Genomic DNA, 24,629 nt, shown 5'->3' with positions numbered 1-24,629 from the left:
ATATTTATTCGCCTTTAATTGATTTAACCCTCTCAAGGATCTGTCTAAGAGTATGTTCGTTGCTCTCTGTTTCAGGGAATGGTGATGTTGTGAATGCCTTATGGTGGATGGGAACATTGTCAAAGCGGTAGAAGGTGCCGCTGGACTCCATAGCATCAATAACTCCAGGGATCACAACATCGGATACAAGTGTTGTTGGACATGGGGCAATATCTATGCATATTACAGGAATCTCTTTCATATACTCAACGCATTCTTTGGGGAGGTGAGCTCCAAGATCTGAACATATAACGAGGACTGCATCGGATTCTTTTCTCTGGAGAAGATCGACTATAGTTGTTTCTCCGGGGTTGTAGCGTGGATAACCCCTTGTAAAATCAACACCAAAGGGGAAACCATATTCCCATGAAGCCACCTGATTAAATCCTGCGACATTACAATGACCTCTTATGGCTCCTATTGTAAATTTGGTGTGTTCATTAAGTGCAGCTACCAGTTTGAGAACCATCTCAACGTTTCTATGCTTACCTTCTGATGATGCAAGTCCAAGACCCCCATAGATGGCTCCAAACTGCGCATTCAGCATTATGTCTGCGACTTCCTTTATGGTTTCAACTGATATCCCGGTTATACTCTCAATACTCCTGTGCGGTTCATTGCCCCTTATAACTGTAAGCAGTGCTGAAAAGAGTTCATAATCTGAGTTTGGTTTCAGCTGCAGATGGATATCGGAGGCTTTAGTTGTTGCTGTTTCACGGGGATCCACGGAGATGACAGTCCTATCTTTTTTACCACGTTCTCTGAAAAATCCGCGCATGAATATGCTGTAACGTGACATGTGGCGAGGCATGGAGTCCATAACATTTGTACCCCAATAAATGATGACGTCAGCTCTATTCTTTATCTCACCTGCCGTAGCAGCGCTCTGTCCAGCTTCCTGGATTCCCATTAATGTGGGGCCATGACATATGGTTGCATTTGAATCCACCATGGCATTTAGATACTCACCAAGTTCAAGACCTGCAGCCATGGCTTCAGTTGACATCTCACTACCCATGAATAGGGTTGGTCTTTTTGACTCTGTAAGTATCTCTGCTGCAGCGTCAAGGGCTTCATCCCATTCTGCGGATCTGAAACCACTTTCAGTTTTAATCTGGGGTCTAAGTATTCTGTGGGAGCTGACCATCTCCTGAAACTTTGCATTCCCCATCCTGCAAGCATTCCTTGTTTTTATTGTTTTCCCATCATAGAGAACCTCTATGTCATCACAAGACCCTCCGCAGACGGGACATGTCACATTTTTATAGACGCTCATTTTCCCACCCCGTATTCCTCTACAAGTTCCTCGGCACTCAGGATCCTTTCACCTTGTGAAGCCTTTCTAAGATAAACCGGCACTCCTTTATACATTGGGGAACCGGTTGACTCGGTATACGGTGGCGTTAGCACATTGGCCCATATACCTCTGGGTATGAATATTGTTCCCATCTGGATTCCAGGGTCCTCAACAGCTCTCAGAACAACTTCATTTCCATGTGAGGATACGACAACATTTTCGGGTTCACCTAGGAGCTTATAGTCTTCAGGACTAATACAGCAGCGTGCACATTCATCTATATAATCATCTGTGAGTTTATTGCCTCCCTTTATTATCTGACCTTCACGTATTGTACTTCCACTGTTGTAGATTACTTTAATTCCCTTTTTTGTGATGACTCTCCCTTCATCGGTCTCATTCTCTAGAATGTGAAGGTTCTTATTATAATTGATGTATAGATTACCCTCCGGATTTTTTTCGGATAGATCTCCTTTGAATAGGATCATAAGGGATCCATCTTCTTTGAATGTTGAGATCTCCTTGAATCCCGGGAGGAGAGAGGAGATTCGGCCATGAATTTTGATGATACCTGATACCATCTCTGCCCCGGGGGCCCTTCCAGCATCCCCGCGTACTGTTATTTCACCCCCATTCATTCGGATGCCGCAGAAATTACCTGCATCTCCACCTATATAAATTTCTCCGGCCATCATACCACCCCCAATATTGTTCCCTGCATTACCCTGTATAATGATTTTACCTCCTTTCATGCCACGCCACTCTCCCCTATATGCGCAGCCAACATAATCCCCCGCGTTTCCATTAATTTTTATGGTGCCACCATGCATTTCCATGCCGATCCATGAAGAAACATTTCCATTTACCTCTATTTCACCGCCTTTCATTTCACAGCCAAGCTGGAGTCCAACATCGCCGTTTATGATGATTTTTCCGGATTTCATCCCTGAACCGATATACTTCACCCTGCTGACATCACCATCGATCCGTATTAACTGATCTGCATGGGGTGTCTCCGCTATCTCAAAAAATTCGCCTAGGGGTCTTTTGATGTTCCCTTCGTATACCTGAAGGGAACGAATTTCATCAAGATCCAGCCCTTCAAACAGATCGGGTCTTATGGTATCTGCTTCCAGAGGTATCTGGAAATCTGATTTTGGTACCAACACAAATCCCATATTTTTTCACCTCATGTTTATCTTTTCAGACAAGCTGGACAGAGATCCAGCTCGTTTCTTTTTATGAAAGGTTCGTTGCAAAGATTACAGATTTCAATTATCTTCTTTTCTTTTTCCGGGACGATCACATCAACAAAATACCAGGAATATAGATTCTCACCGGCTCTTATGAGTTCTGGATTCACTTCTTCTGCGGATACCTTGCGGGTGTTCATGTACCATTCATGTATGATCGGGTAATTGACGGTCTTTTCAGGATCCAGTATTATTCTAAGAGCCTGGACTGTTTCTCCAGGCATACCCTTTCTGTTGATGATGACAGCCATTTTTCCAGTGTCCAGGATATTCAGTCTCCCATTTCCTATTGTTGATTTGCATATGGCCTGGAATGCGTCGGGTAAACAGTTTGTCGTTTCACATGTAACATAAATTTCTTCATCGACTTCAAAATCAAGGACCTTCCGGGCTATTAGTAACATATGAGCTCCTATGACACTGCCCGGGCTTGCGAACCCACTGAAATTTTTTATTAAATCAAGGTATTCTCTGACCTGCCCCACCTTTGATCACCACACGATATGCATATATCTGCATCTCGTTGTATATGGAAGGTACTATAAAAATTTTTTTATAGATTCTAGGAATTTAGATCGACGATAATTTCTCCGTCCCTTGTCACTCCTATCTCAAAATCGCTTTTAACAACCCTGTGAACGATCCTGTGGCTGGCCTTTTCCCTTATCAGAAATGCGAGTGTAATTGAGTCATGTATTACATGTATGCCCTCTTTATTTGATTCTTCCAATAATCTCTTTATAATTTCATCAAGGGTATCCCCGCGTCTGCAAAGTATTCTTACAGGTGATTTTAGGGATTTAACAAAATCTAGAGTGTTCCGGGATTTCTCTATGTTCTCCATGGCCTTTCTTTCTATTGCTGACACGTTCTGTCTTGTGGTCTTCAATTCCCTTGCAATCTTCTTCTGGGACCATCCCCTCTCCCTCATTTCAAGAACGGTTTTCTGTCTTTCGGTTAGGAAAGTTTTTTTACTCAGAATTATCCCTCCTGGCTCGATTATTCAAATTATAACCATTTAGGAGTATGACGTTCCCTTCTTATCAGGGCCCGTTTCTTCTCGATTTCCATGTATTCAGCCACAATTTTTGGATTTACAACAGTTTTTGAGTGATCTTCATAGGCACTCAGAAACCTTTTTATAAGGTGTTTTTTGTCATTCATGGACATCTGTGAGTTACTATCCATTATGAAGAAGCATAGTTTTCCAAGATCATCATAGGGATTCCCATAGTGTATATATTCAAAATCAACCCCAAAAATTTCTTTTTCTGTGAATATGAAGTTTTTAAGATTGCAGTCACCTTTTAAAAGGGTCTTTGACTGTTTTTTTATACTGTGGATTTCTGAGAACCACTTTCCAAGGCTTTCTGTCCATGTTGTGTCTGCCCTAGATATCAGGTCTCCAATGGTTTTTCCTTCGATGAACTCCTCAATCAAGATATTCTTGGATACACCAAGTATTCTAGGCACTCTGACTCCTTTATCCCTCAGTAGTTTCACATTTTCTGATTCGAGGTAAGATTTTTCGCTGGTTTTGTGTACTTTGACGATGAAACTTTCTGTACCTGATTGGATTAAGTATACATGGTTTCTCTTACTTTCAAGTCTTTTAAATCCATGAATCATCATATCTGCATTTCACACCCAGTTATTCTTTTAAAACTGATCTTTCTCCTCGGCAGAGTACTGCAGTTCTGTGGATTCACATACCTATTTATACACGAATTACATAAAAATGTAACTCGATATTTATGATTTAAATGGAGGTGAAAATTGAAATGAAAAACAAACTTCTGACTCTAGTGATCCCAGTGCTAACAGTGTTTCTTTTTACCGGTATCAGCTCAGCGACACCACTGGAAGATATTACACACCACATCTCAAATGACGCGGAGACTTCCCTGAACATATCAAACGCAGATGATATGATCCTTATAACAAATGCCGGTTCAGCAAGGTATTCCAACACCACAACAGAAGACGCGATACAGACCGTGATGGAAACAGTTCCTATAAAATATTCAAAGATTTTTCAGATGAACCAGCCGGACCATGACCCAACCTTCACATTTGCCGTGAAAAACAGCAAGGGATATTATGCAAGGAAATACACAGTTCTTCAGTCAGGGGAAGTGCTAAAAACACCCGTAGTATACATAGGTCTTGACATGACTGAAAACCAGTTCCAGCAGGCAAAGGCGAATCTGGGTTATGATGTGCTGAGCCTGCTGAGTGCATGGAATGCTGGCGCACCCAGTGATCTTTTAAAGGTGGCTGCGTGGACTGGAAACGTTAGCCCTGGTCTTATAGGGGCATACTCCGCTTCAAAACAGTTCATGGCCAACTATCCACTAACTTCAAATGCAACATCATATCATGTGATAGTCTCCACTGGGGGTGGTGATGATGACTTGCCAATGTTTTTCATGGATTCAACGCCTTTGAAGTGGGTTACAGTAGGTTCAGACACATTTTATAACTTCAAATCAGCATACACGGATGATTCCCATGAGAACATTTACATAAGATGGGATTCTCTCTCAAGGACAGGTGTGATGTTTTACTGGACCCTCTCAGATATGACATATAATGGTGGGGAGACACTTCAGGGACTTATAAAGAATGCTCAGTGTATAGGAATGCTCGCAACTAATCCATCAGCACTCTACAAGTTACTTAAAGCAACAAACATCGACTATCAGACCTTTAAAACACTATGGGATACTGGAATTGACAGCGAATACATTTCATCCATCCCGGTAACTCCAATTGAGTGGATAAGCACAGTCAGTGTCATCCCACGTGAGGAGTACAGTGCAATGTATGCCAGTGGTATTAATGCTGTCATGGTAGCCAATAGAGCCCTTCAAGCTGCTGGTTTTGAACCGCTTGACAGTGATGATCTTCTAATAACATCTGCAGGTTACTCAGAGACACAGGGAATCTCTGCTGGCGCCATTGATGGTATAATATCAGCAACAGGCATAAAATTTAAAAACATATACTCCCTCAAAAGAGGTACGCAGACACCTCTCTGGTACGTGTTCGTTAAAAAACCAGACGAAACGACAGGTCCACTCCACGCGGTTTTTGTTGATGGTAATGGAGCCATAAGACCGGTCACATATGGAGGGACACAGTTCAATGTGTTTGATATCAGCGCTGTAAACCTTGCCGGTGCTACGGGAACCGAAGGCTATCAGAAATCCCTCGCAGTCGCGTCAACCTATGGATACAGCATTCCCCAGTACGCACAGCAGGACTACTATATTGTGAGTCTGGCGAACCAATGGGCTTATGCTATGCCCTACGAGTTCGCTCTGGCTGCCACCGGGGGTGGATGTCCAGGGTCCGGTCTGGCACAGGGATACGTGCTTGCCAACATAATCCGATCATGGCTTCCTCTATCAGATGGGCAGTACTATGCATACATCGGTGTGCCTGCTCACTGTAAGGAACAGGTGCTCATGGAGGTCCTGGGACTCTCAGCAGCGAGAGGTAACTATTTCACGACAGGAACCAGAACAGCATCAGATGCCAGTGCAGTTGGTATTGCCATAAGGTGGGATCCTGTTAAGAACACGGGAAAGGCCATACTTGTATCCTACAATAAAGATGCAGTCAACGCCATACAGCCAGCATCTAACAGTTACTACAAAACAATGTACTGGGCTCTCTGGTACATTACACAGGCATTCCCTGGTAAAGAACTCTATGGTACAGTGACGTCTGCTTATTCCATTGCAAAATCAGTAACTCTGACATCAGGAGAGTTCAAGTCATTAATTGCTGCCAGTGATCCAGTGAGCTATATTAAGGACTTTGAAGATGTTACAGCACCATCTTTAAATGTGCGAGTAGATGACTCCACACTGTACATGGATATCAATGAGGAAGGGACGATCTTCTATTCCTTTGATGGCAGAACATGGAATGTTTACAGTGCACCTGTCAAACTGGGTAAGCATGTAAAGACAGTCTATTACTATGCTGTTGATCTTGCAGGAAATGCCCATCAGGTAGGCAGTATAAGTGTTCCAGAAAACCAGGCTCAGAACACACCAGAAGTTTCCTATGGATCAGTGACAGCAGGAAAAGCTTCAGTGATTTCGTGGATCATGAAAAGAATAAGATCTGATGACTCCAGTGCTGTGGTCGAAGAGGTTACCGGTCAGGGAACATCATCACCAGTAAATCCAGCGGAGCATCCCGGCAGTGCATCATCAAGCTGGTTTATACCTGTGTATGCGGCAATTATTCTGGCTGTCGGGGGTCTGGGCATGTACCTCTTTAGGAGAAGGGCCAGCAGATCCAACGAGGCAACATGGCAACCGGGCAAATAATCCATCACCTATTTCTTTTTTTATGAACTGAATGATGCAGATGTCAGTTTTAATTTTCAGGGTCTTATGTCCGTGTGGACCTACAGCTACCTTCGTAATAGGTCACTATTACGAATATAAAAATTAATTCACAGGATGATGTGCAGTGATTGATCCTCTCTTCCTTAAAAAAGGGGCCAATGCAGAAAACTGGCCTGCAGCTATTATGGGACCCTGGCAGCATTCATTCTGATCGCAGCAGGTCCAGTTACTCTGAGAAAATAGGTCCAGCTCACACTCCAGATGCTAAGAGTTTCAGCTCCGGTGGGGTCATCGAGGCTGTTAACCGCCAGCCCATGAAGTCGCCCGCAGGTCAAGCAGGGGCCTTCTGATGAGACCTTTTATAGATGAAAGGCTTTACAGCATATTCGAGCATAAAAAAAATCGAAGTTCAGTCAGTGGCGCCCTCATAGCCATGATCTATAAAACCATTTAAATGTAAACCCAATGAGCAAAATATTTATAAAATATGCTTAATATTAATTAATATTATTGAACCATCAGGGTTTAATCTGGACTCGCCTCTGCCGTCTCTCTGATGGTATGGGGTAGGGTACTCATAAAGGTGATTGAATGGATGATGATTGCTGTGGTGGAGTCGCTGGGTGCATGCTCTGCATGGTGGGCTTATTGATTCTCCTGGCACTCCTCACATACTGACCCCGGGTGATTATATGGACTTCAGGTTCTATGGTGGAGTTGATGAGATAGGCGGTAACAGGATAGAGGTATCCTGCAATGGCGATGGTATATTCCTTGACTTTGGCAAAAGATTCAATATTGAAAACCTGTACTTTGATGAATTCCTGCAGCCCAGGAGCTTCAGCGGGATCGCAGATCTCATTGAACTCGAGGCCCTCCCATGGATACCCGGACTTTACCGTGAGGACCAGGTAAGGTACCTCGGAATGAGATTCGAGGATGAGCCTGCAGTATCAGGCATACTTCTGAGTCACCCCCACCTGGACCATGCAGGATGTCTCAAGTACATCCGCCACGATATACCCTTCTACATGACAGAGGAGAGTTTCCTCATCCTGAAGGCCATAGAGGATACATCCACATTGAGTTCAGATCTCCTTCACTACAAACCCAAATTCCACTTCAAAGAAAAGAAAAGAAAAACTGGAAACACCTCACACATGAGAGACAAGAATATCAAAATAGAAAGACCCATAAAATTGCTTGAACCCTATAAAGCTGAGGATCTGGGCGAATTTGAAATCACACAGGCACCTGTTGATCATTCAGTGCCAGGATCATGCGCCTATCTGATAGAATCCGAGGAGGCCATCGTATACACAGGCGATATCAGGTTCAGGGGCCGGAGAGATCAGGAATCCCGTAAATTCGTTAAGAAGGCAAGGAAGTTCTCCCCCACCGTTATGATAACAGAGGGGACGCGGATAGATCAGGATAACAGCACCTTTGAGGAGGACATTGAGAGGAGGACCTCAGACATAGCTGTTAATCACAGGGGACTTGTGATCATCAATTACCCCATAAGGGACCTGGACCGTTTCCTGACATTCTACAGAGCCGCCGAGAACTCGGATAGGACCCTCGCAGTCAGCTTGAAACAGGCCTACATCATTAAACTCTTCGAGGGTCTGGGTTACCCCTGGCTAAGGGACCTGGCGGTCTACATACCACGGCGGAACTGGGGACTGATAGCTGAGGACGCCTTCGTATGCTTTGATGGGGAATGGATACCTGCAGCTGACCTTCCAGAGGAATACATGGAACAGGACTACAGGGGATGGGAGCGGGCGTTCCTTGAACTTGACAACACCATAACCTGCAGGGACCTCCGGGAGGAACCTGAGGAGTACCTCTTCCAGTGCGATTACTTTGAATTCAAGGAGTTCATAGACATAAAACCGGAGGGGGCAGCCTACATCAAATCCAAGACGGAACCCTTCAATGAGGAGATGGAGATTGATGCAGAGCGTGAGAGTAACTGGCTCAGGCACTTCGGCATATACCAGTACAGAAGGTTCCATTCGTCTGGCCATGCAGGGCGCTCAGACCTGCTGGGGATGATACGGGATATTGAGCCAGAGTCAATATACCCGATACACACAAGGAACCGGGAAGAATTTTTGATCTTTGAGGATGAGGGTATACGGGTCCTTGACCCTCCACAATGAAAAGGGTGATCGGGAAAATTAGTCTCAGGACTTGACAGTTTTCTTATATGAAAAATAGGGGGGTTAGCCCCTTCTTATATTTCTCTTTCTGTTACCGGCTGCACTGTTCTTTGCAAGCGTCGTTTTTTTACCTGAAGAGTATATTCCGTAGTAGGAGTTATATGATGCCCTGTTGTAGGCTATAACTGCTCTGTAGGATGATGAGCTTATGCCTGAGCCCCTGTTCCTGTTTGCTGTATTGTAGTATATCTTTGCATAGCTTCCCCTTGCAGTTATACCGTCTCCACCGTTTGACTGTACCGTGTTCCTGTAGATGGTTGCTGATGAACCGGCTGCATAGACACCGTAGCCCCTGTTACTGCTGATGCTGGATGAGTATATGACTGAATTCGCGCCACCAGCATAGATTCCATAACGGTTACCATACACCGTGCACTGCTCTATCGTTGCAGTTCCCTTTGCATTCACACCGCAGTTCCTGTTGGCTGATGTTCTGCTCAGGATCATCCTGAAGCTGGCTATTCCGTACACCCCATCGGTGTTCCTCATGGATGTGCAGTTGTATATGATGGCATTCTTACCGTAGATGGCTATCCCGCTGGCGGTGTTGTCTGTCGCATTCACGGACCTTACAATGGCATCGGGACCATTCACTCTGACTCCGTTCTGGCGGTTGGATGTCGTATTCCCCTCGACAATGTAGCTCCTGCCTCCGGAAATCCATAAACCATTTCCCCGGTTGTTGACTGCTTCAAAGTAGGCTATGGTCGTGTTGTACCCTGAGGAGTATATCCCGTTTCCACGGTTGAGGTTCACAGTGACGTCCAGTATCCTTGCATTTATTCCTGTTGAGTTTATACCGCTGAGGGTGTTGTTGGTGGCGTTTTTAACGTATGATAGATATAGATTCTTTCCTGAAGAATGGATACCGTTCATTCCGTTCTTTTTAACCTCAACGAACCATATATATGCATTATCACCCCTGGATGAGACACCGTTCTGTGAATTTGAGGTCACATCAAGGATGATCTGCATACTTGCCGATGGTCCGGTTGAGAGTATGCCGTTCTCACCATTGTAGGATGCGCTGGTTATATAGAAGAAGCTTGCATTTTTTCCTGAGGAGTATATGCCGTTCCTGGCGTTGAAACTGGAATCAAGGTATCTGAATGATGTGTTATCCCCTGTGGAGTATATCCCGTTTTCACCGTTGTAATAGGTGTAGGAACTGCTGACTGTACAGCCAGATCCTGTTATTTTTATGCCGTTCTTCGTGTTGTTCTGGACATAGCAGCCCTGTACCGTGGAGCCATTCCCTGCAACATATATCCCGTCATCGCCTGAGTACTTGACGGTGTTTGAGTTTATGGTTGCATTTTTTCCTGAGGAGTATATGCCGGTCCCGTTGTTCCTGAGAACCGTGTTGTTTGTTATCACCGAGTTATTGCCGGAGGATCTTATACCGTCTCCTGAGTTAAATGATATGCTGTTTCTGATTATTGAGGCTCCAGATGCATCTGAGGTTACCCCATCACCCCCTGAGAGGTATATGGTGTTCCCCTCTGCAAGACATCCATCCCCATGGATGAGGATTCCGCTTCCATTGCTGTTTGTTATATTGTTACCCTGGATCTGGGCATTCCTGCCATTCACAACAATTCCATGGGATGCGGAACCGTTTATGTAGCTGCTGGTAATTGTTACATTGTCCCCTGATACCATCACGGCTGAAGCAGGGTTGAGTATCCTTGAATCATTGACCCGCGAGGAATTGCCTGTGATATTCAGGGTGCCTGTGATGTTTGTGCTGCTGAGGTTACATCCGTTTCCGCGGAGGTTCACTGTCCCGTTGACACTGAAACCTGTTATGCTGGAAGGTGCAATGGCGTCAATAACACCATTCAGCTGGACCGTGCCTGATGCAACCAGGGAGATGGTCCTGTTGATCACCATGTTCACCGTATCATAGATGCCCTCTAGGAAGGTGAAGGTATCACCGTCCTCAAGGGTGTATTCGGTCCCGTTTAGGGTGAAGGTTCCCTGCACCCCGCCGGGTGTGAATACCTGAAGGTAGGTTGTGTTATCAACGATGTAGTCTGCACCGTAACTGGATCCGCTGAGCAGTGTCATTCCAAAAAAGAGAATGAAGCCCCATTTCATTGAGTCTTTAATAATCAGACCTCCTCAACTTGTAGTACATTTACATCAATAAATAATATCCAGTATATAAAATTTTCCACAAGATAATAAAACAAAATATTTATATACTAAATTAAAATTTAGATGAGTTTTTATAAACTAAATCTTAAAGAATTTCTGAAGCATCAGACCTGCTAAAAATCGAAAGGGTAAAAAAAGTAAAAGATTATGCGGCTGGCTGGAGTTCCTGGTATTTCTGTTTTATCTGTTTGTAGGTCCAGTAGTATCTCCACTTGTATCTCCATTTACCGCCTCTTCTGTACCATTTTTTGACCCTGATCTTTGAGGTTTTGATCTTGTTTACCAGTTTTGCTGGTGTGTTTTTTATTATGCCCATCTGTGTTGTGTTGGTGCTGTTTTTGAGGTATTTCATGATTGTGTTTCCGGTTAGGGCGAGGGGGGTGGTGTATGGTGTTATGTTGCCGTTGTTGAGCTGGTAGTAGGTTCCGTTGGGTATCTGTATCAGTGGTGTTTCGTTGAATATGAGGTGGGGGTATGTTCTGTTTGTGATGTTTCCGGTTAGGGTGTGGTGTATTATACCGTACTTTACGGTGCCGTTTTTCACTATCATGTATTTGATGTTGAGTGTTCTGTTCAGGACTATGGGAGCGGTGTATCTTGTACTGTTAAGTGTTGGTATGCCGCCGTTAATGGTGTAGTAGACACCATTTGAGGGTGCGGATGTGACGATGAAGTCACCTGATCCTCCTGTTGGTAATTCACCGGTCGTTATATCGTCTGTTGCTGCTGCCTGACCCATCCCGAGGAGGATGGCGGCAACAAACAGGAACAGGAAGACCCCTTTCTGTATTTCCATATAATTCCTCCAGTTTATCTATTAGTATGTTGCTGTAAAAATTCTAAATCAGGGAGTTTTCTATGTATTTGAGTATCTATATATGTTGCGTAAAAATTTCTAAATCAGGAGTTGTATTTGGGGGACTATCATTCCTTCTTAATCACCTGATGGGGCCTGAGAACACTGACACCTGTAGAATCACCCACCACCTCAATCTGAATGATCCAGTCAGGTTCATCTGATTCTGTGATGGGGAAACGTTCCATAAGAGCCTCTGAAACAGCTTCAACAAGCTCTCCGGCTGACCTGATATACCTTCTACCCCTCAGATCACAGATCACCCTGAAGGTTTCACCTGCCTCAACCTTTTCTGATACCAGCGCTATTACCTTCTCGAGGATACTGTCAAGTCTTGTCCTCACAACAGCCTCCACAGGGACAACCTTTGATATGACAGTCGTTGGAGAATTTTTGATAATATTAACCGCTTCAAGGGGATCCATATTAAGATCAAACATCATAACATTTGGAAAATCAGATTCAATGACTCTAAGTTCCCCTTCATACCTGGATAGCGCCATTTCAGTCTCTTCAAGACCAACTATCTCCTCGCCTGCAGTTTCACCCTTCTGGCCGCGCAGTGTAACAAGGAGGTTGAAATTTTCAGGAACCTTCAAAGAAATCACCCCCTTCAATTACTATGTTATATGATACATAAGTCATTATGGTTGGTGTGATCTGGAGGACCCTCAACTCACATCTGTTTATCAGGACTCAAGGTCATATATCAGGAAGCCCAGTATGAATCCAAATATACCAAAGGCAACAAAACCCTCAAGGGCTGATCTCAGAACATCCCAGCTGATATCCAGCCTTCCGATCATTCCCCAGATAAACAGGACAGCAGAACCAAGAACAGCCAGCATAAATGAGATTTTAATGGAGTACTTCAACCTTTCAATCAAGCTGATTCACCTATCCAAGCTTCTCATGGAGCCTCCTGAGTTCAGAGGGTATGTCAATCATCTGGGGGCAGGGCATGCAGGAGCCACAGCCGGAACAGTTTGAGGCCCTCTCCGCCTCACCCATGATCTTACGGTACTCTGTTCTAACACCCCTCGTACTCATGAACCTGTAGATGTCATTCAGTAGTCTGAGGTTACGTGGTATGTCCACGCCCTCAGGGCAGGGCATGCAGTAGCCACACTCACTGCAGGGGACAGTCTTTCTCATACGGTAGGCCCTCTTAACCTCCCTTAAAATTGCATGGTCATCCTCTGTAAGTTCCTCAGGGGATGATGCGATTTTGATGTTCTCCTTCACTTCGGAGATGCTGCTCATTCCACTCAGAACAACATCAACAGCATCCATGTCCCAGAGGTACCTCAGGCACCACTCCACTGGTTTCCTGGGCCTCCCGGCCATCTCATATATCTCCATGACCTCAGGGGGGATGTTCCTTACCAGTGAACCCCCACGGAGGGGCTCCATTATAACGGTACCCGCGCCCTGGGACCTTGCATGGGCTATGGTGGCGGGGTTTGCCTGTTCATCGTCGACTATGTTGTGCTGGACCTGAACAAGGTCCCAGTCATAGGCGTCGAATATATCAAAGAAGACGTCTGCAGTGTCATGGAATGAGAAACCAGCATATATACCCTCATCCCTGAGTGAGTCCAGGAATTCAAGCACCCCCATGTCCTTCAGGGCCAGCCAGGAGTCCATTTTAAGGTTGTGGAGGAGGTATATATCCAGCTTACCCCTGAGCCTTTCCATCTGTTCATTCAGATAACTCTCCATGTCCCTCCTGTCCCTCACCAGCCAGGTGGGGAGCTTGGTTGCAACGTAAACATCAGGGTAATCGTTTTCTGAGAGGAAGTCCCCTATGAAAACCTCACTTTCACCACCATGGTAGGTGTAGCCGGTGTCAATGTAGTTTATACCATTGTCAAGGGCGAAGGCCATGATCCTATCTGCCGCAGGCCTATCAAGCCTACCGTCAACCTCTGGAAAGCGCATAACGCCTATACCCAGAACTGATGCCTCTATATCTGTCGACCCAAGTTTTCTTTGAATCATATGGTTTCATCTGCAAAGAACTACCTGTGGATGAGGCATAGATCCATCCAGGAGCATTCCCCGCATATCTCCATGATCTTGCCTGAAGTGATTAGAGCAAGCAGGGCGTCTTCGATGTCATGGAACGTCACCATGCAGCCGCTCTCCAGTTTAAGAAGTTCCAGGACTCTCCTGTCCATGGATCTGATCCTTTCTTCATCCCTGAGACACCGGAGACCATCCATGAAGGGACAGGCCCGGCATATGTCATCTGGAAAATCAACGATCATGAGGAAAGCTGAGGGGTTACCTTTTATTTCATGGATGATACGTGCAAGGTTTTCTGTGAACTCCTCACTGTAGCCGTACCCCTGAAAGCCCCTCATGCATAGGAGGTGATGGGCCCTGATGGTTAGATCAGGGCACCCTCCACCCTTCTGCCTTCTGGATGTCAATCTCTTCACCATAGGGCTCCTTGGGTGTTATGGCCCTTGTGAGGGCAGCAGCCCCGGTTATCTTCAGGATGTCCCCTGGTATGAATGGGAGCAGTCCCATTACCAGAAGTTCCCATGGTCCCGGCAGTGTGCCCTGGGTCTTCAGGCTCCAGAGGCCCAGCACAACAAGTCCGGGTATGTATATGAGGCCGAAGTTTGCTATCGTCATGAGGCCCAGCATGGGGGTGAACTTTCTGGCCCTTATGTGTCTGTCAACGAAGTGACCCAGAAGAAGGGCTGCGAGGATGAATCCCAGCAGGTAACCTCCGGTGGCCCCCAGGAGTACCTCAGGGCCGCCGCTCATATCTGCAAACCAGGGCACGCCGGCTGCACCGATGATCACATAGATTAGCTGGCTCAGCCCACCCCAGTACCTTCCAAGGATCACACCTGACATGAGGACTGCCAGTGTCTGGGCTGTGATTGGTACGGGTGTCCATGGCAGTGGAATGACAACCTGGGCCAGGAGGCCTGTTACACAGGCCATGAAAAAGGCCATCACCGTCTTGTTTATCCAGTTCTGATTGTGTCTCCATCTGAATAATGTGTAACGCATTCTGTAGTATCCCTCAAGGTTAATGTTCATATCCTAACCTCCCTGGAGTGAATGGTAATATAATTAGAGTCCCCTAGATAGTTGGTCACCTGAAGATAAAAAGTTTTGTATCCTTATGTGGACCCCAGGTGACTGGACCTGAGGATAAAGTTCTTCATCTGCTGTGTGGTCTCTACTCATCCATGAGGCCCCTGATTCTATCGACGTATTCATCTATCCTGAACTTCCTCTTAAGTCCGCGGTCATTCATGTACCTGACCTTACCGAAGATCTCCCTTTCAGCCCAGGCACGGTCATGTTTGCCGAAGCACCATGCAACTCCCGCGAATCCGTTGGGGTCCCTGCCATCAATTTCATACCTGTCATTGAGGTAAAGGGCAATGTCGTAGGCCCTTGCAGGGTGATCGGTCCATTCAAGTATCTTCTTACCCCAGTACATCCTCATATAGCCGTGCATCTTCCCTGTGATGACCATCTCCTGCTGCGCAGCGTTCCAGTAGGGATCATGGGTACTGGCGGATTCAAGTTCCCTGAGGCTGTACTCATACTCCCTGGGATCAGCCACATGGTCCATGAGGGTTCTTTGGGCCCATTCAGGGAGGCAACTGATGCTTGAGTAACTGTCACTGTAGTGGACAAAGTTCATGCTGAGCTCCCTCCTCACAATTAGCTCCTCCAGGAACTCGGGACATTCACCGGCCTCTGAAGCCCTCAGTGCAAGGTAGAGGGGGGATATCTGTCCAAAATGCAGGTAGGGGCTCATATTGGAGAGGCAGTTCTTCACAGGATCGTTCCGGTACCTCTCAAAGCATTCAAGTTTTTCCCTCAGAAACTCACTGAAGATGGAAAGGGCGGTGGATGTTCCGCCCCGGAATACTGACGGTTCAAGATCCTCAGGGGCCCTGAAGTCCCTCACAGCATCCTCAAATTCAGGTCCCGGTTCAAGGTCCAGGGAATCCATCTTCAGGGTCCTCATCCTCAGGGGGACCATGAATCTCTTCAGGTGCCTTTTTATCTTTGGTTTGAAGGTCCCTGCGGAGTACTCCTCCTTATCTGAGGCCGTTTCGACAGGTACTATGACGTTGGACTCAACCTGTGTGAGGGGGATGTGAAGTGCACCTGCAGCCTCATCCACCCATTCCTTCTGTATGTCAAGGTATCCCCTGTCTGTCACAGCTGCAGCGGCATCATCAGCATATTTGAGAAGAACGGATGGTGGAGAGTCCCTTTCAACCACAAGCTGAATCCCCCTTTCCCTGAGATTTGACCTCACATCCCTGAGACCCTCAATGAGGAAACGGTAATGGCGGGAATTGGCATTAGGGAAATCATCTGTAAGACCAAAAACCACTATAAGGGGCTTTTTGAGACTGTTGGCGGTTTCAATGGCGTATTCAAGGGCATGGTTCCAGTGGCTCCTCACAGATGCCTGCATCCAGTACACAACGTAACTGCCGCGAAGATCTGGCTCCTCACCGTTGAGGTTTCTTATCCTTTCAGCATGTATCATCCTGATCCCTCAGATGATGAGGGTTACCGGCACGAGCTCCCGTGGGTAGGGCTCGAATAGTGTCTGTTTCTCGAGGTAGATATCCCCGAACCTCACAACCCATGATCTGAGTATGCTTATTGGCACAAGGAGCGGCACCACACCCCTGCGGTACCATTCAACAGATTCAAGGAAGTATTTCTTTTCCTCGCCATTGAGTTCCGATGAAAAATGGCCGAAGGCATGCAGCAGGGCGTTGATCAGTCTTTCAGGTTTAAGGGGCTCTCGGATGATTTCATGGAATATTTCTGAGTATTCCTTAATTGCATCCTCATGGTCCGTCTGCTCTCCTATCACCCTTCCAAGGATGTTCTGTCCCTCTGGACTGATGGACATCAGGAGTAACTTGTTCTGGGTGTGGAACTCTATGAGGTCCTGCAGCCCCTCCACGGAGCGGAGGTCCCTTACAAGGTAGAGCTTGATGAGGAAGTCCTCCCTTATCTGCAGGTTCCGGAGCCTCCCCTCATCTTCAAGGGGGAGGTGGGGGAATCTCTCCATCACGGCCCTTCCAAAGAAACCCATTCCGTCACGTCCAGGGCGCCGACCCTCGCCACGGTAGACCTTCACGTTCCTTATGCCACATGAGGGCGATCTGTTCTTAAGTATGAAGCCGTCAACAGCATCCAGTGAACCCAGGAATGAGTCTATGAATGATCTCATGTCAGCTGTTATGTCCCTGCCGGTTTCTGGCTGCACAAGCCTGGGTTTACCATCCACCTCTGTTATGTGGATGGGCGGCCTTGGAACACCAAGTCCGATCTCAACCTCGGGGCAGACCGTTATGAAGTCTGCGTAGTCTTCGAACTGCCTCACAAAGGGACTTGATATCATTGACCCGTCGTAGCGGCAGTGGTCATGTTCAATGCAGCGGCTGAGCACAATGAGGGGCCTTCTGAATTTTCTCATAAACTATATTTAGGTCCAAATCATAGATAAGCCGTATTGGAACCCGGTGATTAAGTTCCATGGATATACTTGCTGTAAACAGTAATCAAGATATGTGACATGGTTCAAAAATGATCAGATGATAGGATGACATGCAGGATTCTTATACTTGAGGACGTCCCGCTGGACGTTGAGCTCATGGAGAGGGAGATAAGGCGGGCCGGAATTGAGTTCATATCAGAGACAGCTGATAATGAAGAGGACTTTATAAGGGCCATTGATGAGTTCAGACCCGACGTTATACTGGCAGACCACTCCCTGCCCTCCTTTGATGGCCTCTCAGCCCTTTCAATAGCCCGGGAGAGGTGCCCATGGGTACCCTTCATATTTGTGAGTGGCAAGATCGGCGAGGAATTTGCAGTTGAGGCCCTGAAGGCCGGGGCCACAGACTACGTCCTCAAGAGCAACTTTTCAAAGGTCCCCATTGCAATAAAGAGGGCCATAAGGGAGATTGAAAAGGAGCAGGAGCTTGAAAGGACACGGCAGTCCCTTATTGAGAGCAACTGGCAGCTGAGGGAGGCGCAGAAGATAGGGAGGATAGGAAGCTGGCAGTGGGACATTGACTCGGACACCCTATCATGCTCTGATGAGGCCCTGCGGATACTTGGAATCCCACGGGATGAATTCAGTGGTAGCATTCATGAGATGGTTTCAAGGATACACCCTGATGAACGCAGGACCTTCAATGAGTCAATCAGATCTTTGAGGCCATTCGAGGGGGAATACAGGATACTCAGGGATGATGGTTCCACTTCCTTCGTGCTGCTCAGGGCAGAGGTGCTGAGGGACTCTGAAGGGAATCCAAAGTCTCTGATAGGGATAAAACAGGATATAACAGAGGATAAACGTATCAGGGAGTCCCTTGAGGCTTCCATAAGGGAGAAGGAATTCCTCCTATCTGAGATACACCACAGGGTCAAGAACAACCTTCAGCTGATATCGAGTCTCCTGAGGCTTCAGTCAAGGTACATAGAGGATGAGAGGTCCCTTGAAATATTCATGGAATGTCAGAACAGGGTTAAGTCCATAGCCCTCGTCCATGAGAAGCTCTATGGATCAGGGGACATGATGGTGGTCAACCTTGCGGAATACATAGAGGAACTGCTTTCTGAACTCCGAAATATGTGCAGGGGGAGGGACACGGTATTCAGGACGGAACTTGATGAGGTCAAGGTGGGAATCAACACCGCGGTTTCCATTGGCCTCATTGTCAATGAACTCGTTACAAATGCCATAAATCATGGGATAGACTCCCATGGTGAGGTGAGGATCACGCTTTCGGTCTCAGATGGAAGGGGCGCACTTGTGGTTGCAGATAACGGCTGTGGGCTTCCTAAGGATTTTGAGGTTTCAGATTCGCCAGGTTTTGGTCTTAAACTCGTTAACTTCATGCTCAGGAGAGTCAATGGATCGGTAGTTGCAGAGAACCGTGATGGGGCTGTTTTCACGGTCACCTTTGATGCTGGTGGTGAATGATGAGGGGAAGGGTTGTTATAGTTGAGGATGAGGAACTGGTTGCCCAGGATATCCGGTACATACTGGAGGATGCAGGTTATGAGGTCGCTGCAATATTCCATTCAGCAGAGGATCTACTTGAGTCGCTGGAAAAACTGGAACCTGACTCCATAATAATGGACATCATGCTGGAGGGCGAACTGGATGGTATCGATGCTGCAAGGATAATAAAGGAGAAGATGGACATCCCGGTCCTATACCTCACAGCCTACAGCAGTGATGAGATTGTGAAGAGGGCACGGGAGACTGAGCCATATGCATACATCCTCAAACCATTCCATGAGAGAGATATAAAGGTGAACCTTGAAATGGCCCTCTACAAGCATGAGGCAAAGAAGAACAGGGTTAAACTTGTGAGGGAGAAGGCCATCAATGAGTACCTTAAAAGGTCCATCGAGGAGAAGGAACAGCTGCTGAGGGAACTTCACCACAGGGTCAAGAACAACCTCCAGCTCATCATAAGTCTCCTCTCACTCCAGATAAGGTACATAGAGGATCCAGGCGTTGAGGAGTTTTTCAGGGACTACGTGAACCAGCTGCGCTCGATTGCAATGATACATGAGCACGCCTATCCCTCTTCAGGCACCTACATAATTGATTTTCAGGAGTATGTCCGGAGCCTCTCATCACATCTCATCAGTGCCCATGGGAGGGCATCTGATGTCAGGGTTACCGTTAGCGGGGATCCTGCAGAGCTTAACATGGATACGGCAGTCCCACTGGCGCTCATAACTGCAGAACTGATTTCCAATTCCCTCAAACACGCCTTAAGTGGGGGCGGTGAGATACACATCGAAATTAGGAGATTCAATGGCCGCCACCGGCTGGTATACCGGGACAGTGGACCCGGTTTACCTGAGGATGTCAGTTTTCCAGAAGGAGGGTCCTTCGGGTTCCGGATGATGGACAACCTTGCAGGGCAGCTTGGAGGACATATTAAGGTTGAAAGCAGTGATGATGGCGTTGTATTCATATTTGAGTTCTTTGAGCAGTTCTATGCCGACAGAATAACGTGATGATTGTATTGTCTGGACTACCTTCATGAAGCCCTACCGCAGATGATCTAAACAAAAATAAAGATGTGATGGGGGATTCCCTTCAGAATCCTCCGCTTGAATGAAAAAGAGAATTCCTGGTTTAACCCTCTTTGTATAGTCTCCTCTGGAAGTACAGTGCTACATTTACAAGGCTTATGAGTACAGGCACTTCGATGAGTGGTCCCACAACGGCTGCGAATGCCACACCGGAATCTATACCAAAGACGGCCACTGCGACAGCTATTGCAAGTTCAAAGTTGTTGCTTGCAGCTGTAAATGAAATGGCGCATGACTTCGAGTAATCAGCCCCCACACTGTATGCCAGGATGAAGGATATTAGGAACATGAACACGAAGTAGATGATGAGGGGTATGGCGATTAGAAGCACATCAAAGGGTATCTGCACTATATAGTCTCCCTTCAAGCTGAACATCACCACGATGGTGAAGAGGAGCGCCATTAGTGTCAGGGGGCTTATTCTTGGGATAAACCTGGTATCGTACCACTCAGAACCCTTCCTTCTCCGGAGGAGGTACCTGGTCAAAAATCCTGCAATGAATGGTATTCCCAGGTAGATGAAGACGCTCTTTGCTATCTCAAATATACTGACATCGATGGCAGTTCCCTGAACCCCGAAGAGTGGCGGTAAGAGGGTTATGAAGACCCATGCATATATGCTGTAGAAGAAAACCTGGAAGAGGCTGTTGAATGCCACAAGCCCCGCGGCATACTCCCTGTCTCCCATGGCCAGTTCATTCCAGACTATCACCATCGCAATGCACCTTGCGAGTCCTATTAGTATGAGACCGATCATGTATTCTGGATGGTCCATCAGGAAGACGATGGCAAGGATGAACATCAGTACAGGGCCAATGATCCAGTTCTGCAACAGTGAAAGTCCAAGTATCCTGAAGTTTCTGAAGACATCAGGGAGGTCCTCATAATGAACCTTTGCAAGGGGAGGATACAGCATCAGTATGAGTCCAATGGCAATGGGGAGGCTTGTTGTATCCACCTGGAACATGTTTATGAACTGACGGGATTCAGGAAAGAAGTATCCGATTGAAACACCTGCCGCCATTGCAAGGAAAATCCAGAGTGTCAGATATTTATCGAGAAATCCGAGCCTTGATGGACAGATATCACCGTCTAAGCTGCAGGAATCACCGGTCAAGATACCACCTTAGTAATCACTTGCTTCAATCACTTGCTTTATCATTGATGGGAGGTCATCACTGGCCAGACTGTAGTGGACCCATACACCGCGTTTCTCCGCCTTCAGGAAACCAGCCCGCCTGAGTATGTTCAGGTGGTGTGAAATGGTTGGCTGGGGCTTTTTAAGGGCAGCCATTATTTCACATACGCAGAGATCACCCTCAGAGAGGAGGTAGATTATGAGAAGGCGGGTTGGATCTGCCAGGGCCTTAAGGGCTGCTGCTTCCTTCTTTATTTTATCCTCATCCGGGAGTCCAGCAAGCCTTTCTTTCAATCTCTCAATCTGCTCGGGGCTTGGTCTATCAGCGTTACATGAATTCATGGTACTACCTAACATTCAAGTTTCTTGCTGTGGACCACAAGCACAGGTACCCTGGCGTGTCTCACAATCTTCTCTGACACACTTCCAAGGAGGAACCTTTCAAGGGCATGTTTTCCTGATGCCCCTACAACTATGAGATCCACATTTTCTTCATCGGCGACTTTCAGAATTGTTTCTGCAGGTGAACCATCCACCATCATTTTACGGACCTTAACAGGAGTATCGAGACTCACTGCAAGGTCCTCGACCTTCTGGAGGGCCTCCTCTGATTCCTTCCTGAAGAGTTCCGTCACCTTCCTTGTGAGTTCCTCCACAGGAAGGTTATCAAGGGGGTAGGTCTCTGTGACCGTGAGTGCCAGAAGTTCGGCCCGGTTCTGCGCTGCAGTTTCAATGGCGTATCCTGCAGCCTGCATTGAACATTCGGATCCATCCGTTGCAAGCAATATTTTTCTGTACATATCATACCTCCTTAGGGTGCTGTCACTCCGTCAGGCTTTGGTATATTCTCATAAGACTTTTCCTGTAGATGGCCCTTATATCATCCTCTGCATCCTCCAGGGGCTTCACAGCTATGAGGTCCATAACCATATCCCTGTTTGGGTGTGAATACAGGGCCTCCACTGCGCCTGATGCCATGGAATGCACAGCGGTTGCAGCCTCATCAGGGGACATGCCGAACTCAACAGCCAGTTTTTCCAGTTCAGCCAGCTGGAACCATAGATAAGTCGGACCCATTGCAGTTATAACGGCGTATGCTTCAAGTTTGTCCTCGGATACCTCTGGAAACTTTCCGAGAGGTTCAAATAGTGATTGAAGTATTTCCAGGTCAGTGCCGGTGAGTTCATCTGCCGCGCTGAAGGGATTGTAGCCCCTGTTAACAAGAGAGGGGGCGTTGGGTATGACCCTCGCGACCTTTGGGTGGTCCAGTGCCTGCTGTATCTCCTCTATTCTGATCCTGGGTGCCAGGGACACTATCAGTGATTCAGGGGAAGGGGACTCAATTTTGTTCAGAACATCCTTCAGGACAGGTGGATGCACTGCAAGGAATATCACATCTCCTTCCATGCTTCTGCAGTCAGCTGATGTTTTAACCCCGAATTCATCCTCAAGGATTCTGAGGGAATCCTCATCGGGGTCGCACACCATCACCTCCCCGGGTAGTTTACCTGCCCTCTGGAGGCCCCCGAGGATTATCCTGACTACCCTGCCACCGCCCAGGAATGTTATTCTCATCTCCATCACTTCATCTTTTTCTCACAGTCCATGCAGTACTCGGTGTCCCTGTCGGTTTTGAATAGTTTACCGCAGCCCTTGCAGTTGACGTACCTCAGACCTGACTTCTTCTTCTCAAGGATGCCTGTCTGGCAGGCGCATGCCTTTGATGAGATCATTGCCTTTATTTTTCCCTCAAAGCCCTTTTCTTCGTCTTTGACCATATTCATCACCATGAAAATGAGGGGGTTCAGGAGAGGATCTTCATGATCTCCTCCTTTGAGGCCACCCTGCCCATGATTTTCAGTTCACCATCGACTGCCAGTCCTGGAAGGGCTGTGAGTCCTGCCTCCAGTATCTGGTCCATTTCCTTTATCTTTTCGAATTCGGCATCGATTCCAAGTTCTTTGACTGCTTCTCTGGCGTTCTTTTCGAGCATCTGACAGTTTGCACATCCTGTACCATATATCTGTATCTTCATCATTTCACCTCAATCAGGTTGAACTGTTAACATGACATGTTGTAGATTCTCTAGATTATTAGGTTGAATATGTATCCTGTCAGTGTTATTGAGACTGCCAGGATTGCTATGAATGTGGCTAGAAGCTTTGGCTTCATCACTTTCCTGAGGATTATCATCTCAGGGAGTGACAGGGCGGTTATTGACATCATAAGTGCCAGCGCGGTTCCAGCGGCCATTCCCTTCTCTATGAGGGCTGATATGAGGGGGATGGTACCGGCAGCGTTTGAGTACAGCGGAACTCCTATTATAACTGCCATCGGAACAGCGAATATATTGTCTGCACCGGCATATTGGAGGAGGAAATCCTCGGGGAGATAACCGTGTATCCATCCCCCGATGGCTATTGCTATAACTATGTAGGGTGAAACACGGCGGAGTATATCCTTCATCTCATTCTTGGCTATCACGTACCTCTCCCTGAGTGTTGGTTTTGGTAGTTCAACATCGGCTACCCCCAGGGCCCTCATCTTCTCCAGTGTCTCGTAGACGTAGTCCTCAAGTTCAGTTTCCATTTTAAGCTTTCCTATGAGGATTCCGCCAAGAACTGCGATTATGAAACCTGATACTATATAGAAGGCGGTTATCTGCCATCCGAACAGTCCAAGGAGCAGTATTATTGCTATCTCATTTATCATGGGGGATGATATGAGGAATGAGAAGGTTGCACCCAGGGGCACGCCAGCTTCAACGAAGCCTATGAACAGTGGTACGGCTGAACATGAACAGAAGGGGGTTATTATACCAACCAGAGCTGCTATGAAGTTTCCTGTGTACCTGTGTCTCTTTTCAAGTGTTTCCTTAACCTTGTTGGGCGGTATATATGTTCTTATGAATGATATGACAAATATGAGTGTGGCTAGAAGTATGAATATCTTTATGGTGTCGTATATGAAGAAGTTAACGGCGCTTCCGAGGTGGGAGGCCGGTTCAAGGCCCATGAGATTGTATGTTACATAATCTGCGAATTCCTGTAACAATCCTTTAACCTCCAATCAATATATTCAAATTTATGGATATAAAGGTAAATTGGGATTGCCAGTATATATAACTTTCCATGGTTCGATGAAGTCACTGACCTTCT

The 24,629-nt window shown here is 46.7% G+C and carries 25 protein-coding genes; 4 read left to right on the top strand and 21 right to left on the bottom strand.

From position 1 onward, the window contains the following. Positions 1-4: 4 nt before the first annotated feature. The 5 genes from tca_RS04350 to tca_RS04330 all read right to left on the bottom strand — a co-directional run bounded on the left by tca_RS04350 (position 5) and on the right by tca_RS04330 (position 4,221). On the bottom strand, positions 5-1,315 hold the full coding sequence (locus tca_RS04350) for a formylmethanofuran dehydrogenase subunit B (RefSeq protein ID WP_010876552.1): 1,311 nt from the start codon (positions 1,313-1,315) through the stop codon (positions 5-7). Further along, the gene (locus tca_RS04345) at positions 1,312-2,514 is read right to left on the bottom strand and encodes a formylmethanofuran dehydrogenase subunit C (RefSeq protein ID WP_010876551.1); all 1,203 of its coding nucleotides are present in this window, start codon (positions 2,512-2,514) and stop codon (positions 1,312-1,314) included. Before tca_RS04345 ends, tca_RS04350 begins: the two co-directional genes overlap by 4 nt. Positions 2,515-2,531: 17 nt before the next feature. Beyond that, entirely contained in the window at positions 2,532-3,074 is a 543-nt protein-coding gene (locus tca_RS04340; protein ID WP_010876550.1) for an FmdE family protein, read from the bottom strand. A 77-nt stretch (positions 3,075-3,151) separates the two neighbouring features. After that, complete coding sequence (tfx, locus tag tca_RS04335; RefSeq protein WP_083750449.1) at positions 3,152-3,568, bottom strand: DNA-binding protein Tfx; 417 nt, start codon at positions 3,566-3,568, stop codon at positions 3,152-3,154. A 29-nt stretch (positions 3,569-3,597) separates the two neighbouring features. Next, entirely contained in the window at positions 3,598-4,221 is a 624-nt protein-coding gene (locus tca_RS04330) for an RIO1 family regulatory kinase/ATPase (protein ID WP_269899800.1), read from the bottom strand. Between the two features lie 131 nt (positions 4,222-4,352). Here tca_RS04330 and tca_RS04325 point away from each other — a divergent pair, with 131 nt between their 5' ends. Both tca_RS04325 and tca_RS04320 read left to right on the top strand, forming a co-directional pair. Next, positions 4,353-6,935, top strand: coding sequence for a hypothetical protein (locus tca_RS04325; RefSeq protein ID WP_048175577.1), 2,583 nt, complete (start codon positions 4,353-4,355; stop codon positions 6,933-6,935). A 713-nt stretch (positions 6,936-7,648) separates the two neighbouring features. Then, the gene (locus tca_RS04320; RefSeq protein ID WP_286709203.1) at positions 7,649-9,124 is read left to right on the top strand and encodes a ribonuclease J; all 1,476 of its coding nucleotides are present in this window, start codon (positions 7,649-7,651) and stop codon (positions 9,122-9,124) included. A gap of 63 nt (positions 9,125-9,187) precedes the next feature. Here tca_RS04320 and tca_RS04315 read toward each other — a convergent pair whose 3' ends face one another. The 9 genes from tca_RS04315 to tca_RS04275 form a co-directional block, all read right to left on the bottom strand. After that, a complete protein-coding gene (locus tag tca_RS04315; protein WP_286709202.1) occupies positions 9,188-11,254 on the bottom strand; it encodes a right-handed parallel beta-helix repeat-containing protein in 2,067 nt (688 codons plus the stop codon). 235 nt (positions 11,255-11,489) lie between these two features. After that, positions 11,490-12,140, bottom strand: a complete 651-nt coding sequence (locus tag tca_RS04310) for a chitobiase/beta-hexosaminidase C-terminal domain-containing protein (protein WP_010876543.1) — start codon at positions 12,138-12,140, stop codon at positions 11,490-11,492. A gap of 128 nt (positions 12,141-12,268) precedes the next feature. Then, the gene (locus tca_RS04305; protein ID WP_048060923.1) at positions 12,269-12,799 is read right to left on the bottom strand and encodes a THUMP domain-containing protein; all 531 of its coding nucleotides are present in this window, start codon (positions 12,797-12,799) and stop codon (positions 12,269-12,271) included. Between the two features lie 90 nt (positions 12,800-12,889). Further along, entirely contained in the window at positions 12,890-13,087 is a 198-nt protein-coding gene (locus tag tca_RS04300; RefSeq protein ID WP_010876541.1) for a hypothetical protein, read from the bottom strand. Positions 13,088-13,097: 10 nt separating this feature from the next. After that, complete coding sequence (locus tca_RS04295) at positions 13,098-14,201, bottom strand: aldo/keto reductase (RefSeq protein WP_269889815.1); 1,104 nt, start codon at positions 14,199-14,201, stop codon at positions 13,098-13,100. 20 nt (positions 14,202-14,221) lie between these two features. After that, positions 14,222-14,644: a DUF1284 domain-containing protein gene (locus tca_RS04290; protein WP_010876539.1), complete on the bottom strand. Its 423-nt coding sequence runs from the start codon at positions 14,642-14,644 to the stop codon at positions 14,222-14,224. Continuing rightward, entirely contained in the window at positions 14,598-15,260 is a 663-nt protein-coding gene (locus tag tca_RS04285) for a biotin transporter BioY (protein ID WP_269889814.1), read from the bottom strand. The genes tca_RS04290 and tca_RS04285 overlap by 47 nt, the downstream gene beginning before the upstream one ends. A 142-nt stretch (positions 15,261-15,402) precedes the next feature. Further along, on the bottom strand, positions 15,403-16,740 hold the full coding sequence (locus tag tca_RS04280; protein ID WP_010876537.1) for a deoxyribodipyrimidine photo-lyase: 1,338 nt from the start codon (positions 16,738-16,740) through the stop codon (positions 15,403-15,405). A 9-nt stretch (positions 16,741-16,749) separates the two neighbouring features. After that, positions 16,750-17,685 (bottom strand): DUF523 and DUF1722 domain-containing protein, encoded by a 936-nt coding sequence (locus tca_RS04275; protein ID WP_269889813.1) that lies wholly within the window; start codon positions 17,683-17,685, stop codon positions 16,750-16,752. A gap of 126 nt (positions 17,686-17,811) precedes the next feature. Here tca_RS04275 and tca_RS04270 point away from each other — a divergent pair, with 126 nt between their 5' ends. Together tca_RS04270 and tca_RS04265 are read left to right on the top strand one after the other, a co-directional pair. Further along, positions 17,812-19,200, top strand: a complete 1,389-nt coding sequence (locus tag tca_RS04270; RefSeq protein WP_286709201.1) for a sensor histidine kinase — start codon at positions 17,812-17,814, stop codon at positions 19,198-19,200. Next, positions 19,200-20,255, top strand: a complete 1,056-nt coding sequence (locus tca_RS04265; RefSeq protein ID WP_286709200.1) for a histidine kinase dimerization/phosphoacceptor domain -containing protein — start codon at positions 19,200-19,202, stop codon at positions 20,253-20,255. Before tca_RS04270 ends, tca_RS04265 begins: the two co-directional genes overlap by 1 nt. A gap of 121 nt (positions 20,256-20,376) precedes the next feature. On the opposite strand, the gene arsB is transcribed toward tca_RS04265, so the two are convergent. From arsB to tca_RS04230, 7 genes are read right to left on the bottom strand one after another with little or no spacing between them, the layout of a single operon-like run. Next, the gene (gene arsB, locus tca_RS04260) at positions 20,377-21,417 is read right to left on the bottom strand and encodes an ACR3 family arsenite efflux transporter (RefSeq protein ID WP_353681347.1); all 1,041 of its coding nucleotides are present in this window, start codon (positions 21,415-21,417) and stop codon (positions 20,377-20,379) included. Positions 21,418-21,459: 42 nt separating this feature from the next. Then, a complete protein-coding gene (locus tag tca_RS04255) occupies positions 21,460-21,813 on the bottom strand; it encodes a helix-turn-helix transcriptional regulator (protein ID WP_048060922.1) in 354 nt (117 codons plus the stop codon). Positions 21,814-21,821: 8 nt separating this feature from the next. Then, positions 21,822-22,271 (bottom strand): universal stress protein, encoded by a 450-nt coding sequence (locus tca_RS04250; RefSeq protein WP_010876531.1) that lies wholly within the window; start codon positions 22,269-22,271, stop codon positions 21,822-21,824. Positions 22,272-22,293: 22 nt separating this feature from the next. Further along, a complete protein-coding gene (locus tca_RS04245) occupies positions 22,294-23,052 on the bottom strand; it encodes a pyrroline-5-carboxylate reductase (RefSeq protein ID WP_286709198.1) in 759 nt (252 codons plus the stop codon). Next, positions 23,052-23,249 (bottom strand): hypothetical protein, encoded by a 198-nt coding sequence (locus tca_RS04240; RefSeq protein ID WP_269899790.1) that lies wholly within the window; start codon positions 23,247-23,249, stop codon positions 23,052-23,054. Before tca_RS04240 ends, tca_RS04245 begins: the two co-directional genes overlap by 1 nt. A 26-nt stretch (positions 23,250-23,275) precedes the next feature. Further along, complete coding sequence (locus tca_RS04235) at positions 23,276-23,506, bottom strand: MTH895/ArsE family thioredoxin-like protein (RefSeq protein WP_115892107.1); 231 nt, start codon at positions 23,504-23,506, stop codon at positions 23,276-23,278. A 50-nt stretch (positions 23,507-23,556) separates the two neighbouring features. Continuing rightward, positions 23,557-24,525 (bottom strand): permease, encoded by a 969-nt coding sequence (locus tca_RS04230; protein ID WP_286709197.1) that lies wholly within the window; start codon positions 24,523-24,525, stop codon positions 23,557-23,559. Between the last annotated feature and the right edge of the window lie 104 nt (positions 24,526-24,629).

The organism is Methanothermobacter sp. EMTCatA1 (genome assembly GCF_002356395.1).
Classification (GTDB): Archaea; Methanobacteriota; Methanobacteria; order Methanobacteriales; family Methanothermobacteraceae; genus Methanothermobacter; species Methanothermobacter thermautotrophicus.
This window is presented reverse-complemented; position numbering and strand designations above follow the sequence as displayed.